Source organism: Leisingera sp. F5, from assembly GCF_001593695.1.
In genome coordinates this window covers 11,989-26,828 of the sequence record NZ_LUKH01000036.1, presented here as the reverse complement: position 1 = coordinate 26,828, position 14,840 = coordinate 11,989, and the positions used below count along the sequence as shown (strand labels likewise).

General features: G+C 64.9%; 15 protein-coding genes. 5 read left to right on the top strand and 10 right to left on the bottom strand.

From position 1 onward, the window contains the following. On the bottom strand, nucleotides 1-438 hold the full coding sequence (locus A2I95_RS20010; protein ID WP_291732535.1) for a low molecular weight protein-tyrosine-phosphatase: 438 nt from the start codon (nucleotides 436-438) through the stop codon (nucleotides 1-3). A gap of 50 nt (nucleotides 439-488) precedes the next feature. On the opposite strand from A2I95_RS20010, the gene A2I95_RS20005 reads away from it, so the two are divergent. After that, nucleotides 489-1,190, top strand: coding sequence for an NAD-dependent deacylase (locus A2I95_RS20005; RefSeq protein WP_291732533.1), 702 nt, complete (start codon nucleotides 489-491; stop codon nucleotides 1,188-1,190). Nucleotides 1,191-1,289: 99 nt separating this feature from the next. Here the strand turns inward: A2I95_RS20005 and A2I95_RS20000 are convergent, their stop codons facing one another. From A2I95_RS20000 to meaB, 5 genes are all read right to left on the bottom strand, one after another. Beyond that, on the bottom strand, nucleotides 1,290-1,766 hold the full coding sequence (locus A2I95_RS20000; protein ID WP_291732532.1) for a copper chaperone PCu(A)C: 477 nt from the start codon (nucleotides 1,764-1,766) through the stop codon (nucleotides 1,290-1,292). A 55-nt stretch (nucleotides 1,767-1,821) separates the two neighbouring features. After that, nucleotides 1,822-2,169 carry a hypothetical protein gene (locus tag A2I95_RS19995; RefSeq protein ID WP_291732529.1) on the bottom strand — a complete coding sequence of 116 codons (348 nt, stop codon included), beginning with the start codon at nucleotides 2,167-2,169 and terminating at the stop codon, nucleotides 1,822-1,824. Between the two features lie 153 nt (nucleotides 2,170-2,322). After that, nucleotides 2,323-2,613 carry a 50S ribosomal protein L28 gene (rpmB, locus tag A2I95_RS19990; RefSeq protein ID WP_024089350.1) on the bottom strand — a complete coding sequence of 97 codons (291 nt, stop codon included), beginning with the start codon at nucleotides 2,611-2,613 and terminating at the stop codon, nucleotides 2,323-2,325. 149 nt (nucleotides 2,614-2,762) lie between these two features. Beyond that, nucleotides 2,763-3,566, bottom strand: a complete 804-nt coding sequence (locus tag A2I95_RS19985) for an alpha/beta hydrolase (RefSeq protein ID WP_291732525.1) — start codon at nucleotides 3,564-3,566, stop codon at nucleotides 2,763-2,765. A gap of 5 nt (nucleotides 3,567-3,571) precedes the next feature. Continuing rightward, the gene (meaB, locus tag A2I95_RS19980; RefSeq protein ID WP_291732523.1) at nucleotides 3,572-4,549 is read right to left on the bottom strand and encodes a methylmalonyl Co-A mutase-associated GTPase MeaB; all 978 of its coding nucleotides are present in this window, start codon (nucleotides 4,547-4,549) and stop codon (nucleotides 3,572-3,574) included. A 199-nt stretch (nucleotides 4,550-4,748) separates the two neighbouring features. On the opposite strand from meaB, the gene hrpB reads away from it, so the two are divergent. The 3 genes from hrpB (at nucleotide 4,749) to A2I95_RS19965 (ending at nucleotide 9,504) form a co-directional block, all read left to right on the top strand. Further along, entirely contained in the window at nucleotides 4,749-7,196 is a 2,448-nt protein-coding gene (hrpB, locus tag A2I95_RS19975; RefSeq protein ID WP_291732521.1) for an ATP-dependent helicase HrpB, read from the top strand. A 277-nt stretch (nucleotides 7,197-7,473) separates the two neighbouring features. Continuing rightward, nucleotides 7,474-7,932, top strand: coding sequence for an NUDIX hydrolase (locus A2I95_RS19970; RefSeq protein ID WP_291732519.1), 459 nt, complete (start codon nucleotides 7,474-7,476; stop codon nucleotides 7,930-7,932). A gap of 90 nt (nucleotides 7,933-8,022) precedes the next feature. Further along, complete coding sequence (locus tag A2I95_RS19965) at nucleotides 8,023-9,504, top strand: inorganic phosphate transporter (RefSeq protein WP_291732516.1); 1,482 nt, start codon at nucleotides 8,023-8,025, stop codon at nucleotides 9,502-9,504. Between the two features lie 67 nt (nucleotides 9,505-9,571). Here the strand turns inward: A2I95_RS19965 and A2I95_RS19960 are convergent, their stop codons facing one another. The 4 genes from A2I95_RS19960 to A2I95_RS19945 form a co-directional block, all read right to left on the bottom strand. Beyond that, nucleotides 9,572-10,291: an SDR family NAD(P)-dependent oxidoreductase gene (locus A2I95_RS19960; protein WP_291732514.1), complete on the bottom strand. Its 720-nt coding sequence runs from the start codon at nucleotides 10,289-10,291 to the stop codon at nucleotides 9,572-9,574. A gap of 93 nt (nucleotides 10,292-10,384) precedes the next feature. Continuing rightward, nucleotides 10,385-10,960: an isochorismatase family protein gene (locus A2I95_RS19955; RefSeq protein ID WP_291732512.1), complete on the bottom strand. Its 576-nt coding sequence runs from the start codon at nucleotides 10,958-10,960 to the stop codon at nucleotides 10,385-10,387. A gap of 218 nt (nucleotides 10,961-11,178) precedes the next feature. Then, on the bottom strand, nucleotides 11,179-12,105 hold the full coding sequence (argF, locus tag A2I95_RS19950) for an ornithine carbamoyltransferase (RefSeq protein WP_291732511.1): 927 nt from the start codon (nucleotides 12,103-12,105) through the stop codon (nucleotides 11,179-11,181). 78 nt (nucleotides 12,106-12,183) lie between these two features. Continuing rightward, the gene (locus tag A2I95_RS19945) at nucleotides 12,184-13,359 is read right to left on the bottom strand and encodes an aspartate aminotransferase family protein (RefSeq protein WP_291732509.1); all 1,176 of its coding nucleotides are present in this window, start codon (nucleotides 13,357-13,359) and stop codon (nucleotides 12,184-12,186) included. Between the two features lie 467 nt (nucleotides 13,360-13,826). Between A2I95_RS19945 and A2I95_RS19940 the strand changes: the two genes are divergently transcribed. Beyond that, nucleotides 13,827-14,744 (top strand): DMT family transporter, encoded by a 918-nt coding sequence (locus tag A2I95_RS19940; RefSeq protein WP_291732507.1) that lies wholly within the window; start codon nucleotides 13,827-13,829, stop codon nucleotides 14,742-14,744. Nucleotides 14,745-14,840 lie beyond the last annotated feature (96 nt).

Here is a 14,840-nt window from a genome sequence, read left to right as displayed (position 1 = left end):
TCAGAGCGCCGCCCTGAGGCCGTTGGCGGCCTGCTCGATCAGATCCAGGCAACCGTCGAAATCGCGGGTATAGTAAGGGTCGGGCACATGGTCGGCGCCGGTTTCCGGCGCGTAGTCCGTGAACAGGCGCACCGGTGTTTCATTGTCTGCCGGACGCAGGGCCTCGATATTCTCCAGATTGCTGGCATCCATTGCGATAATCAGATCGAAGGCTGCGAAATCATCCCGCCGGAACTGGCGTGCGCGCAGGTCCGAGATATCCAGCCCCCGCGCCCTCGCCGCCGCCTGCATCGGGCCATATGGCGGCTCGCCCGCGTGATAGGAGGCGGTGCCGGCGCTGTCAGTCTCCGCTGCGGGGCAGAGCGCGCGGAACACGCCCTCGGCCGCCGGGGAGCGGCAGATGTTTCCTAGGCAGACAAACAGAATACGGGTAGGCATTGGGACATGGCTCCTGCTGAACAGGGGCAGTGATATGAGGTTCCGGGGCGATGGGAAAGAGCGCGCAGAAGATTGTCATCCTGACCGGTGCCGGGATTTCCGCCGAAAGCGGGCTGGGTACTTTCCGCGACGAAGGGGGCCTGTGGGCGCAGCACCGGATCGAGGATGTGGCAACGCCCGAAGGTTTTGCCCGCAACCCGGATCTGGTGCATCGCTTTTACAACGCCCGCCGCGCCCAGGCGGCTGAGGCCCGGCCCAATGCGGCGCATCAGGCGCTGGCGCGGCTGCAGGCTGAACATGCGGGCGAGGTGGTCATTGTCACCCAGAATGTGGACGGGCTGCACGTGGCCGGCGGCGCGGCGGAGGTGCTGCATATGCACGGCACGCTGGCAGGCGCCCTGTGTGCCGCTTGCGGCCATAACTGGACAGCACCGCTGGTAATGCAAACAGGCCAGCCCTGCCCTGCCTGCGCTGCCCCTGCAGGCAGGCCGGATGTGGTCTGGTTCGGAGAGATCCCCTATTTCATGGAAGAGATCTTTGCGCATCTGGCGGCGGCGGATGTGTTTGCCGCCATTGGCACTTCGGGCGAGGTCTACCCGGCGGCGGCCTTTGTCGATGAGGCGTATCTGGCGGGCGCCCATACGGTGGAGCTGAACCTGGAGCCTTCAGCCACCGCCTCCCGCTTTGCCGAGCGCCGCTTTGGCCCGGCCAGCGAAACCGTTCCGGCCTGGGTGGCAGAGCTGCTGGGCTGATCCTGGACACCAAAAAGCCCGCCAAGCGGCGGGCTTTGGGCGCGAAGGAGGGCTGCAGCGCAGCCTGACGCCGCGCCCGCCCTACCCTATCGTGCCTGGTCAGTTCGAGTGGCCGCCGTGGCCTTCGGCCTTGCGCTCCAGATCCACCGGCACTTCGATTTCGACCTCGCCTGCGGTTTCGAACACCAGCGTGACTTTGACCACATCGCCGTGGTTCAGCGCCTGGTTCAGCCCCATGAACATGATGTGGTCGCCGCCGCGCTTCAGCATATGGGTATCGCCCTCGGCAATGGCAAAGCCCTCTTCAACATGCATCATCTTCATGACGCCGTTTTCATCTTCCTTGTGGGTGTGCAGCTGCACCCTGGCGGCCACATCCGAGCGGACATCAATCAGCCGGTCATCTGCATGGGTCTGGTTCATGATCTCCATGAAGGCCGCACCGGCCTTGGCGGTGGGCGAGGACACCCGCGCGTATTGGTCATGGACCATAATCTTGTGGGCGCCGTCAGCAAAGGCGGGCCCGGCCAGAGCGGCCGCTGCAGCGGCGGCAAGGAATACGGATTTCAGGGACATTGTCTGTCTCCTCATAAGCAAGTGATTGAATTTCGGGTGTAATGCTTTTCTGCGGTCAAGCCGCAGGCGGCGAACGGGCTGTGGCACTTGGCTCGCAATAGCTGCCGATAGCAGCATTTTCCGAAACCGCATCCAGGCGGCCCACCAACTGCCCGGGTACCGGAAAACCGGCAGGCGGCGCCACGGCGTCCAGCAGATGCATCACGCAATCGGGGCAGCTGTGCGGCGGCTGGACCGGCTGGCCTTCGCTGTCCACATAGATAACTTCCGGCCCCATGCCGGTGCAGATCACTATCTGCCCGACCGCATCCCGCGCGCCTTGCCGCGCGGCGGCGCTATGCGCAGTCAGAGCGACCGCAAAGACCAGGAACAGGCCTAAGTAAATGCATGAAAAGTGTTTCATCACCAGAAGATATGCCTGTGCGGCACCCACGCTGCAAGGGGCTTTGCCGCGGCAGATTGCGCGAACGCAAACACCGCGCATGATTGCTCATGCGCGGTGTCTGTAACTGTAATCCAGTGAAAGGATCAGGCCAGTTCGATCAAGCCAAGTCTATCAGGCCTGGGCGGCTTGTGCCTTGGCGATCTCTTTTTTCACTTTCAGTGCGTTGTCGGACAGCTCTTCGTTCTTGGCTTTTGCCAGGAAGGCGTCCAGGCCGCCACGGTGATCAACCGAGCGCAGCGCAGCTGCGGAGATCTTCAGCTTGACGCCGCGGCCCAGGGTCTCGGACTGCAGGGTCACATCATTCAGGTTCGGCAGAAACCGGCGGCGGGTTCTGTTTTTCGCGTGGCTGACATTGTTGCCAGTCATCGGGCCTTTTCCGGTCAGTTCGCAACGGCGCGACATATCATCATCCTTCGTTTCTGGAAGTCCGGAGCAGCTCCGGACCAAATCACAAGGGGCGCTGCCATTGGCTGCGCCCGAAAACTGGTCCGCTGCTCATACGATCAACCAGCAACAGCGTCAAGTGATTCAACTCAGCTTTCTTGAGGGGCTTACTGCCCGTTTTCCTGTTCGCCTGCAAGCCCTTCAAGCCGGGCGTCCGCAGCGGCCCCAAGCTGCGGCCTGCCGCGCTGGCGCGCAACCCGCGCTAAGCGCTGCCAATAGGTCTGCGAACGCCTGCGGCGCTCCCGGTGCAGGTCCAGAACCCGCGCCGCGGTCAGCGGTCCCGTGTGCAGCATCGACTGCAGATCCCAGAAACTGCCGCCCTCGCGGATCACCTGGCTGGCAGGATGGCCGCCGCAGGACAGGCGGCACAATTGCAGGTTCGGAAACACCGCCTGGATATACAGCGCGTGGTTCAGGTCCATCTTGCGGAACGGGTCGAACAGAACCATGCCCCGAACGCCGTGGCGGCCAAAACGGACCAGATCGCCCAGCGCGTCATCAAAGGCCGCAGCCTCTTTGCGGCGGCGGTCATGGGGCACCACGCCCTGCGCTATGGTGTATTGCGGGGAGACGGCGATCAGCCGGTTCAGGCGCAGAGCCGAGGAAAACCGCAAGGCGCCGTAGCCGCCCATGGAGAACCCCATTGCGGACACATCCTTATAGCCCTTGGTCAGATCTTTCAGGCTGCGGGACAGCGCCTGGGTTTCGCTGTTCACATACCAGTCGTTGTTGCGGGGCTGGATATGCAGGTGGGCATAGCCGTGCTGCGTCATGTTCTTGACCGGGCCGCGGGCTTCGAATCCGCCCGCCACAGCAACCCGCTGGCGGAAGGTCACAAACAGGCGTTCAGCCCCCGCGTTGAACAGCGAGGCGCGCAGCTTATCACCGTCAAAGACCCGGGCTTCCTGCATGGCGGTCAGCCCTTCAGATGGTCCTGCAGCATCTGCTGCGCCGCCGCCGCAGGAGTCAGCGCACCCTTGGCCACCTGGCCGGACAGCTCTGCCATAGCGGATTGGGCACTGGCGGTATGCAGCCGCGCCAGCAGCGCCTGGCGCACTTCCTGATCGAACCAATAACAGGATTGATCCGCGCGCCGCCGCTCCCAATGGCCGTTGTCCCGGCGCCAGGCAGTGAGCGCCTGCATCTCCTCCCAGGCCTGTTCCAGCCCGTGTTCTTCGACGGCCGAGACCATCAGCGCCTTGGGGTAGCCCTCGGGATCCTGCGGGCGCTTGCGCAACAGGCGCAGGGCACCGGCGTAGTCCGCGCAGGTGCGGGTCGCGACAGGTTTCAGGGGTCCGTCGGCCTTGTTGACCAGAATGAGGTCGGCCATTTCCATGATGCCGCGCTTCACTCCCTGCAGCTCATCACCGCCCGCAGGCGCCAGCAGTAAGAGGAACAGGTCGGACATCTCGGCCACCACGGTTTCCGACTGGCCGACGCCGACAGTTTCGATCAGCACCACGTCGAACCCCGCCGCCTCGCATAACGCCACCGCCTCGCGCGAGCGGCGGGCAACGCCGCCCAGATGGCTTTGGCTGGGGGACGGGCGGATAAAGGCGTTTTTGTCGCGGCTGAGGCGTTCCATCCGGGTCTTGTCGCCCAGAATGGACCCGCCGGAACGGGCGGAGCTGGGATCCACCGCCAGCACCGCAACCCGCAGGCCCAGCCCGGTCAGCATCATCCCGAAGCTTTCGATGAAGGTGGATTTGCCCACACCAGGCGTGCCCGAAAGGCCGATGCGCAGCGACTGGCGCTTGTGTTTTGCCAGCTCCGACAGCAGTTCCTGCGCCTTGGCACGGTGATCCGCGCGGCCGCTTTCCACCAGGGTTATGGCGCGGGCCAGCCCCCGCCGGTCGCCATCGAGGATCTTTTGCTTCAGCTGTTCGGTATCCATGCGCGTCTTCCTGTCGTGATGGGCGGACCTTGGCGCAAGGCCGCCCGCAAAGTCCAGTCCCTGCCGTTTGCCGCACAACCTACATCAGCAGACGCGGCAGGAAAGGCGGCAAATCCGCCGCGCTTGCCCCGGTTTGCGCAAGTTCTCTTCGTGCGGACTGGCCGCTGGACCTGACCGCTGCCTTTGGCGATAAGGCGGCATGACCAGATTGCCGATCGAAGACGCCCTCCCCGACCTGCTGGACGCCCTGCGCGCCCACGGCCGTGCCGTGCTGCAGGCGCCGCCCGGTGCAGGCAAGACCACACGGGTGCCGCTGGCGATGCTGGAGGCCGGGCTGATCCGGGGCCGCATCGTGATGCTGGAGCCCCGCCGCCTGGCCGCCCGTGCGGCTGCGGAGCGGATGGCGGAGACGCTGGGGGAGAAACCCGGCCAGACCGTCGGTTACAGGGTGCGCGGTGACGCCAAGGTTTCCAAGGCGACACGGATCGAGGTGGTGACCGAAGGCATCCTGACGCGAATGCTGCAGTCGGACCCGGACCTGCCTGGCGTCGGCGCGGTGATCTTTGATGAATTCCACGAGCGCTCCCTGAACGCCGATCTGGGGCTGGCGCTGTGCCTGGAGGTGGCGGGCGCGCTGCGCGATGACCTGATCCTTGTCGCCATGTCGGCAACCCTGGATGCGGCCCCCGTGGCGGCATTGCTGGACGCGCCGTTGGTGACGTCTGAGGGGCGCAGCTATCCGGTGGAGACCCGCTGGCTGGAGCGCCCCCTGCCTGCCCAGGCCCGCCGCGTGGACGCGCTGACCGATCTGGTGTTGCAGGCCGAGAAAGAGACCCGGGCGACCGGCGGCGGCATTCTGGCGTTCTTGCCCGGCGAGGGTGAAATCCGCCGCGCCGCAGGTGCTTTGGCCAAACGCCTGCCGGGCAACTGCCATATCCGCCCGCTGTTCGGCGCCCTGCCCTTTGCCGAGCAGCGCGCGGCCATTCAGCCTGAGCAGACCGGGCGCAAAGTGGTGCTGGCGACCTCGATTGCCGAGACCTCGCTGACCATTCAGGATATCAGGGTGGTGGTGGATATGGGCCAGGCACGCCGCGCGCGGTTCGATCCCGGCTCCGGCATGTCGCGGCTGGTGACAGAGAAAGTGACCCGCGCCGAGGCGACCCAGCGCCAGGGCCGCGCGGGGCGGGTCGCCGAAGGTATCTGCTACCGGCTGTGGACCAAGGGTGAGGAAGGCGCGCTGATGGGGTTCCCGCCGGCCGAGATTGAAAGCGCTGACCTCACGGATCTTGCGCTGGAACTGGCCTTGTGGGGCGCGGCGCCGGAGGACCTCTCTTTCCTGAACCAGCCGCCTGCCGGCGCGTTGGCCGAAGCGCAAGCGCTGCTGCAGATGCTGGGCGCTTTGAATGCGCAGGGCCGGATCACCGAACATGGCAAGGCGCTCTCATCCCTGCCGTTGCATCCGCGTCTTGGCCATATGCTGCTCACCGCCGGTCCTGCCGCCGCGCCGCTGGCGGCACTGCTCGGCGAGCGCGACCCGCTGCGCGGCGCACCTGCCGATCTGTCCCTGAGGCTGAAGGCGTTGAAGGATCCCAAAGGGTTCGGGCGCAGCCGCCCGTACCAGCTGAACCGCCCGGTGGCGGAACGCATCAAGAACGAGGCGCGGCGGCTGGAGAAACAGGCAGGCCGCCGCGATGCCGGCTTGTCGCACGCGATGATGGCTGCGCTGGCCTATCCCGACCGCGTTAGCCAGCGGCGCAAGGGCGACGCGCCGCGGTTTGTGCTGTCCGGCGGCAAGGGCGCGATCCTTGAAAGCAGCGACACGCTGGCCGGAGCGCCGTTCATCGTGGCGCTGGACACCGACGGCAACCCGCGCGAAGCCAGGATCAGGATGGCGGCGCAGATCTCGCAAGGCGAAATCCGTGAGCTGTTTGCGGATCAGATCATCTGGAGTGACACCTGCGAATGGTCCAAGCGCGACCGCCGGGTAGTGGCGCGCCAGCAGGAGCGCTTTGGCGCGGTGGTGCTGGACGACCGGATTTGGAAGGATGCGCCGCCGGACGCGGTGGCGCAAGCGATGCTGGACGGGGTGCGTGACGTGGGCCTGCGGCTGTCAGGGGCTGCGGCACGGCTGGCGGCGCGGGTGGAACTGGTGCGGGCGGAAGGCCATGATCTGCCCGATTTCTCCCTTCCCGGCCTGACGGAGACGCTGGAGGATTGGCTGCTGCCGATGCTGGGCGGGGTGAAAAGCGCCGAGGACTGGAAACGTTTTGACCCGCTGCCTGCGCTGCGCGCTGCCCTCAACTGGGAGCAGACGCAGATCCTGGACTGCGAGGCACCGGGCAGTTTCACCACCCCGCTGGGCCGCAAGATCCCGATCAGCTATGACGGTGAGGTGCCGGAAATCTCGGTCCGCCTGCAGGAGATGTTCGGCGTCACCCGCCACCCGTTCGTCGGGGGCGTGCCGCTGAAAGTGTCCCTTCTGTCGCCGGCCCAGCGCCCGATCCAGATCACCCGCGACCTGCCCGGTTTCTGGGCAGGCTCCTATGCGGACGTGCGTAAGGATATGCGTGCGCAGTATCCCAGGCACCCCTGGCCCGAGGACCCCACCCGGGAAGACCCGACATTGCGCGCGAAACGCCGCAAATAAGCGCCCGCAGCGCACCGCCAGGCGCGCTGCCCGGCCCAACGGCTGGCGACGCATCTTTGATGCAGTGGCCAGCGGGCGGGAGCACCCGCAATTACCGCCCGCTGCCGGCAATGTTCGCGGTGCAGCAGGTGCAGGCAGAGCACGAACAGGCGCAAACCGCCTGCCGCCAGGCCGGCATATCTGCAGGCCCGGCCTTGAAACTCAGCATTTTCAAGCTTACTTTCCCACAATTCCACACAAAACACGGGACCAACCCAACAATAAAGGCTGAGCAGACATGACAAGCACTCTGATCCGCGCCTGGGAAGAAATTCTCAAGCCCATGCTGAAACGACCAAACCGCCTGCAAGTCGCCGCGCTGTGCTACCGCGCCGGCGCGGACGGCAAAGAAGTGCTGATGATCACCAGCCGCGGCACCGGCCGCTGGATCCTGCCCAAGGGCTGGCCGATCGAGGGCAAGGACGGGCCGGATTCCGCGCTGCAGGAAGCCTGGGAAGAAGCCGGCGTGCGCGCGGCCCGCATCTCGCAAAAACCGATCGGCGAGTACAACTACACCAAATACCACGACAACGGCACCGAGGAACCGGTGACGACGCTGATCTTCTCCGCCGAGGTGGAGCAACTGACCGACGACTACCCCGAATCCGCTGAGCGCAACCGCCAATGGATGCGCCCGGAACAGGCCGCAACCCTGGTGCAGGAGCCGCAGTTGCAGGACCTTTTGCGTCAATTGTAAAAGTTATGTGACATTTTTATGTCAAACGCTTGATCCGTGACCGGAGCAGCGTTAGGCGCGTGCGCAGACCTCGGAATCAGGAATGCGACGATGAGCGATGCAGAGCAGCGCACGCAATGGAACACGCTGGACAAGGATCTGAACCGGATCTCCCAGCTCGAACTGGCCACAAGCTATGTCTCCCGCCCGCTGGTGGCGCCTGGCATTGCACTGGCCTTCATCGTGCTGGCCGGTCTGGCAGCAGGTGTCTTCTTCGGCAGCTCGGCGATGAACATGGTGGTGATCGCGGCCGCCGCCTTTGGCGCCTATATGGCGATCAATATCGGCGCCAATGATGTCGCCAACAACATGGGGCCGGCGGTGGGTGCAAATGCGCTGACCATGGGCGGCGCCATTGTGATTGCCGCCATTGCCGAAAGTGCGGGTGCGCTGCTGGCGGGCGGCGATGTGGTCTCGACCATTTCCAAGGGCATCATTGATCCGGCGGCCGTTTCCAGCAGCAGCGTGTTCATCTGGGCGATGATGGCGGCGCTGATTTCTTCGGCACTGTGGGTGAACCTGGCGACCTGGGTCGGCGCGCCGGTGTCCACCACCCATTCGGTTGTCGGCGGTGTGCTGGGCGCCGGTGTGGCTGCTGCAGGCATCGCCGCGGTGAACTGGCCCACCATGGGCAAGATCGCCGCCAGCTGGGTGATCTCGCCGGTGCTGGGCGGCGTGGTTGCGGCGCTGTTCCTGGCCTTCATCAAGGCCAAGATCATCTACCAGGACGACAAGATCGCCGCAGCACGGCGCTGGGTGCCGGTGCTGGTGGGGATCATGGCAGGTGCCTTTGCATCCTATCTGGCGCTGAAGGGGCTGAAGCGGATCGTCAAGATCGACCTGCAGACCGCGCTGCTGATCGGCGCAGGCGCAGGCGCGCTGTCCTATGTCATCACCGCGCCGCTGATCAGGCGCCAGTCCGAGGGCATGGAGAACCGCAACAAGTCGCTGAAGGCGCTGTTCGGCCTGCCGCTGGTGATATCTGCGGCCCTTCTGTCCTTTGCCCATGGCGCCAATGACGTGGCCAACGCAGTCGGCCCGCTGGCTGCCATCGTGCACGCCACCGAGTTCGGCGATTTCGCCTCAAAAGTCACCATTCCCACATGGGTGATGGTGATCGGCGCCTTCGGCATCTCGTTCGGCCTGTTCCTGTTCGGCCCTAAGCTGATCCGCATGGTCGGCAGCCAGATCACCAAGCTGAACCCGATGCGCGCCTTTTGCGTGTCGCTGTCTGCCGCCATCACCGTGATTGTGGCAAGCTGGCTGGGCCTGCCGGTGTCCTCCACCCATATTGCTGTGGGGGCTGTGTTCGGCGTCGGTTTCTTCCGCGAGTGGCACATGGAGCGCCGCCTGAAGAAGACCGTCGAAGAGCGCCCGGCAGCCAAGCGTATCGCCCCCGAAGAACGCCGCCGCCGCAAGCTGGTGCGCCGCAGCCACTTTATGACCATCGTGGCCGCCTGGGTGATTACCGTGCCGGCTGCCGCACTGCTGTCAGCGGTGATCTTCCTGCTGCTGAACGCCATCGTCGGCTGATCCATACCAGCGATGAAACAGCAAGCCCCCGCGCCCATCTGGCTGCGGGGGTTTCATCGTTACCGGTTCAGAACTTTTCGACCCAAGGGCGCAGCACCAGCTCATCGCTCCAGGCTGACCGGTCCTGATTGATCAAATGCATGTATTCCGCGGCGATGGCCTCCGGATCCAGCATACTGTCCGGGCGGCCTGTGGCCTCGGTCCGCTCCGGACGCGATGCATTGCGGATGCCGCCGTCGATGTTGACCCAGGCCACATGGATGCCCTTGGGGTGCAGTTCCCGCGCCATCGACTGCGCCAGGCCGCGCTGCGCAAACTTGCCCATGGCAAAGGGCGCGGACTGGGCAAAACCCTTCACCCCGGCGGAGGCGCCGGTGAACAGGATGGTGCCGCGCCGTCCATTCGCGGGCTGCTGCGCCAGCATCCGTTTGGCCGCCGCCTGCCCCAGAACAAAGGCGCCGTAGGCGGTGATCTCCACCGCCTTGCGCACCGCCTCGGGGTCCAGATCGGCCACCGGGCCGCGCATCCGGGCCGAGGGGTTGTAACAGGCCACCCGCAGATCGCCCGGCAGACCATCGATAAGGGCGGCGGTTCCTGCCGCATCGGTGCCGTCCAGCGGGTGCAGCTCTGCCCCGGTTTCCGCCGCCAGTGCCTCCAGCTTGGCCACATTGCGCGCCGCCAGATGCACCGCGTAACCAGCACCCGCCAGCTGCCGGGCAAAACCCGCCGACAGGCCGGTCCCTGCCCCGACGATAAGTGCCTGCGGTTTGAATGATACGTCCGCCATGGTCTTCCTCCCCCTGATTGGCGCGAGGATGCTGGCGGGAATCCGCAGCCTGCACAAGGTTTATCAGGCAGAGGCTTCGGCCGGTGATGGCTTTCAGGCTTCAGCCCCGGCAGGCAGCTGCGCAAGCACATCTGCCACGCTCACCACTTTGCCGAAACCTGCGTGAAGGGCCGACAGCGTGACCTCCAGAACGGATTGCGCATCCAGCATGCCTCCCTTGCGCGCGGGCATGTCGAAGGCGATCAGCGCATCCTCCACCACCTTGACTCCAAATCCCAGACCGGCGGCGGAACGGGCGGTGGAGTTGACGCAGAACGCCGCCACCCCGCCAGCGATCACCAGACGGGTGATGCCCGCGTCCCGCAGATGCTGTTCCAGCCCGGTGCCGCAGAACCCGGAGGAGGAGGTCTTCCAAAATACCGCCTCTCCTTCCTGCGGCACAGCACAGGGCAAGGGCTGGCCGCTGGGCAGATCGCGGCGGAACTTGCTCTCAGCGCGCGGGTCATCGTGCATCACATGAACCACCGGCAACCCCGCCGTGCGGCAGGCTGCGGCGAGCTCAGCAACCCTTTCTTCTGCCTCGGGGTTGGCCTGCTGGCGGCCCGTGGCGGCCACATTGGCCATCTCCTGCTGCATGTCGACGATCAACAGGGCTGTTGAATGGTCCATGAAAATTTCCTCCCGCTCGAATACAGGCCAAGACTGGCAGGGCTGCTCGGCTCAAGCCAGTGCAATCCCCGTTTCCGTGGGGTCCAAACCCGAAACGGCTGCGCCAGACGCACTGCACCGGGCCAAAGGCCCGGCGCCACGCCCAACCGGCCAGGGTCATTCCATGGAATGATCCGCGGCAGGCGGGAGCGCCCCGCCCTGGCCGCAAGCCGCAATGCTCAGCCGCCCAGGCACCAGCGCATGATGGCCTTCTGCGCGTGCAGGCGGTTTTCGGCCTCATCAAAGATCACCGACTGCCTTCCGTCCATCACGGCGCTTGTCACCTCTTCCTCGCGGTGAGCGGGCAGGCAGTGCATGAACAGCGCATCGGGTTTGGCGGCGGCCATCAGATCGTCATTCACCTGATAGGGGCGCAGCATGTTGTGGCGGCGTTCCTTGGAGGACTGGCTGTCATGCATCGACACCCAGGTATCCGCCACAATCAGATCGGCGCCTTCAACTGCCTTGAACGCGTCCCGTTCGATGGTCACCTTGGCGCCTGCCTTGCGTGCGAGGCCGATAAACTCCTCCTCCGGATCCAGCTGCGCCGGACCGGTGAAGGTGAGGTCAAAGCCGAACTGGCCGGCCGCATGCAGGAAAGAGGCGCAGACATTGTTGCCGTCGCCTGCCCAGACCACTTTCTTGCCCTTGATCGAGCCGCGGTGCTCCTCGTAGGTCAGCACGTCGGCCATGATCTGGCAGGGGTGGGTGCGGTCAGTCAGGCCGTTGATCACCGGCACGTCCGAATACTCGGCCATCTCGGTCAGCACGGTCTCGTCAAAGGTACGGATCATGATCATGTCGACATAGCGGCTGAGGACGCGGGCGGTGTCGGCAATGGTCTCGCCATGGCCCAGCTGCATGTCCTTGCCGCTCAGCACCATGGTCTGGCCGCCCATCTGGCGCACGCCGACATCAAACGAAACACGGGTCCGGGTCGAGGGCTTTTCAAAAATCAGCGCCACCATCCGGTCCTTGAGCGGCAGCTCATCGTCCAGGGCTGCCTTGGGGTGGCCGAGGCGCGCCTGCTTGGTGGTTTTGGCCTGATCGATGATTGCGCGCAGGTCGGAGGGATCGGTTTTGTGGATGTCGAGGAAATGGTTCATCACTGTATCGCTTCTGGCTGGCGAAGGCCGGGGGCGCCTGCCCCCGGACCCCCGGGAGTATTTGTCCAAAGGTGAAGATCAGGCGGCTTCGAACTGAGCGGCGGTTTTTTCCAGGCGGCTGACGGCCTCGGCGATGTCCTCATCGGTCAGCGTCAGCGGCGGCAGCAGGCGGATCACATTGTCCGCTGCCGGGACCGTGATCAGTGCGTTGTCATAGCCTGCATTGACCACGTCGATATTGACCGCTTTGCACTTGAGGCCAAGCATCAGGCCGGAACCGCGCACCTCCTCGAAGACCTCCGGGTGGTTGGCAATCAGCCCCTCCAGCTTCTGCCGCAACAGGCCCGCCTTGCGGTTCACCTCGGCGAGGAACGCCTCGTCGGCGACGTGGTCCATAACCGCGCAGCCAACGGCACAGCCCAAAGGGTTGCCGCCATAGGTGGAGCCATGGGTGCCTGCAGTCATGCCGCTGGCCGCGTCTTCGGTGGCCAGCACCGCGCCCAGCGGGAAGCCGCCGCCGATGCCCTTGGCCACCATCATGATGTCCGGGGTGATGCCCGCCCACTCATGGGCAAACAGCCTGCCGGTCCGCCCGACACCGCATTGCACCTCGTCCAGGATCAGCAGCAGGCCATGTTCGTCGCAAATCGCCCGCAGCGCCTTCAGCTCTGCATCCGGGACCGGGCGGATGCCGCCCTCGCCCTGCACCGGCTCGATCATGATCGCGGCGGTCTGGTCGGAGATGGCATCGGTCACGCCATCAAGATCGCCGAAGGTCAGATGCACAAAACCCGGCAACATGGGACCAAAGCCCTTGGTCATCTTTTCCGAACCGGCAGCGGCAATGCCGGCGGAGGAGCGGCCATGGAAGGAGCCGTCAAAGGTGATGATCTCCACCCGCTCCGGCTGACCCTTGTCGTAGAAATACTTGCGCGCCATTTTCACCGCCAGCTCGCAGGCCTCGGTGCCGGAATTAGTGAAGAACACGGTATCGGCAAAGGTATGCTCCACCAGCTTGTCGGCCAGCGCCTGCTGCTGCGGGATCTGGTAGAGGTTGGAGACATGCCACAAAGCCTGCGCCTGGGTGGTCAGAGCCTCCACCAGCGCCGGATGGGCATGGCCCAGCGCGTTCACTGCAATGCCCGCCCCCAGATCCAGAAAGCGTCGCCCGTCTGCCGTGGTCAGCCAGGCGCCTTCGCCTTTGACGAACTCAAGCGGTGCACGGTTGTAGGTTGGCAGAACGGACGGGATCATCAGGATCATCCTTTTCAAAGGTAGAAGCCAAAGCTGTGCAACAGCTGGGGCCTTGGGTCAACGGCGGAGCAAGGGATTTCGAAGGGGATGTGCCGCAAGGCAGGCACAACAGATCAAAGGGCCGGTTACGCCAGGCGGCGTCGGCGTCGCAAAACGGTGATATCTGCACGTTTGATCATGGATGGGTTCCATAATGGAGGTTTCGGTAAAAGAAAACCCTTTTCGTACGACCCGCCCCGTCTATCTGCCACATCGCGCCGCCCGCTCCTTCACCTTTGCCGAAATACTCCGGGGTGAATTGGCCGTCAGGCCAAGAGGGGCAGCGCCCCTCTTCCTTCTATACCTGCGGGGCAGCGCCCCCCTTCCTGCTACACCTGCGGGGCAGCGTGCCTTCCCCTGACCAGAATACGGCAGGCGCCGAAGCGTTTCCACTTGCATCCCGCGGCAGCTTGCCGCACCGCTTGCCGATGAGCCTCGTTACTCCCCAGAACCCAGCCCTGGCCGCCGCCCTCATTCTGGCGGCAACAACCTTCATTGCGGGCACCACCCTGCTGGCCAAGGCGCTGGGAACGGATTTGCTGGGCACGCCGCTGCATCCGATGCAGATCAGCCATGGGCGGTTTGTCTTTGCTTTCCTGGCGATTTCATCGGTGGTGATAGCCCTGCGCCCGCGGTTCACCCGGCCGCATTGGGGATATCACATCGGCCGCACGTCGTTCGGCTGGGCCGGTGTGACGCTGATGTTTGCCTCGGTTGCCTACATCCCCCTGGCCGATGCCACCGCCATCACCTTCCTGAACCCGGTGTTCGGCATGCTGCTGGCGATTCCGCTGCTGGGAGAGCGGGTCGGCCCCTGGCGCTGGGGGGCGGCGTTGGTTGCCATGATCGGAGCGATGATCCTCTTGCGCCCTACCCCCGCCAGCTTCCAGCCCGCAGCCTTGCTCGCGCTGGGGGCCGCGGCGGTGATGGGGCTGGAGCTGATTTTCATCAAGAAGCTCGCGGGCCGCGAAGGGCCGCTGCAAGTGCTTTGGTTCAACAACCTGCTGGGCATGATGATCGCAAGCTGCGCCGTGCTGCCGGTCTGGCAGATGCCGGGCCTCGCGCAATGGGGTGCGCTGGCTGGACTGGGGCTGCTGATGGCCTGTGCGCAGGCCTGTTTCATCAATGGAATGGCGCGGGCCGATGCCTCCTTTGTGGCGCCGTTCAGCTATGCCACGCTGGTCTTTGCGGCATTTTACGACTTCCTTGGCTTCGGCGTGGTGCCGGATGCCATATCCTTCCTTGGCGCCTTCATCATTCTGGCCGGTGCGGCCATTCTCGCCTGGCGGGAGGGCCGGCCTGTTCCCCCGGCAGGCCGCGCCGCCGCTGCCGCAATCGACCGCTAGACAGCCGGCCCTCACGAAAAGTTATTTCCTGCGCCGGGTCTGGCCGCGACGTCTGCGTCGAAAACCGGCATTTTCCCCGCATATTGCGCGCCACCC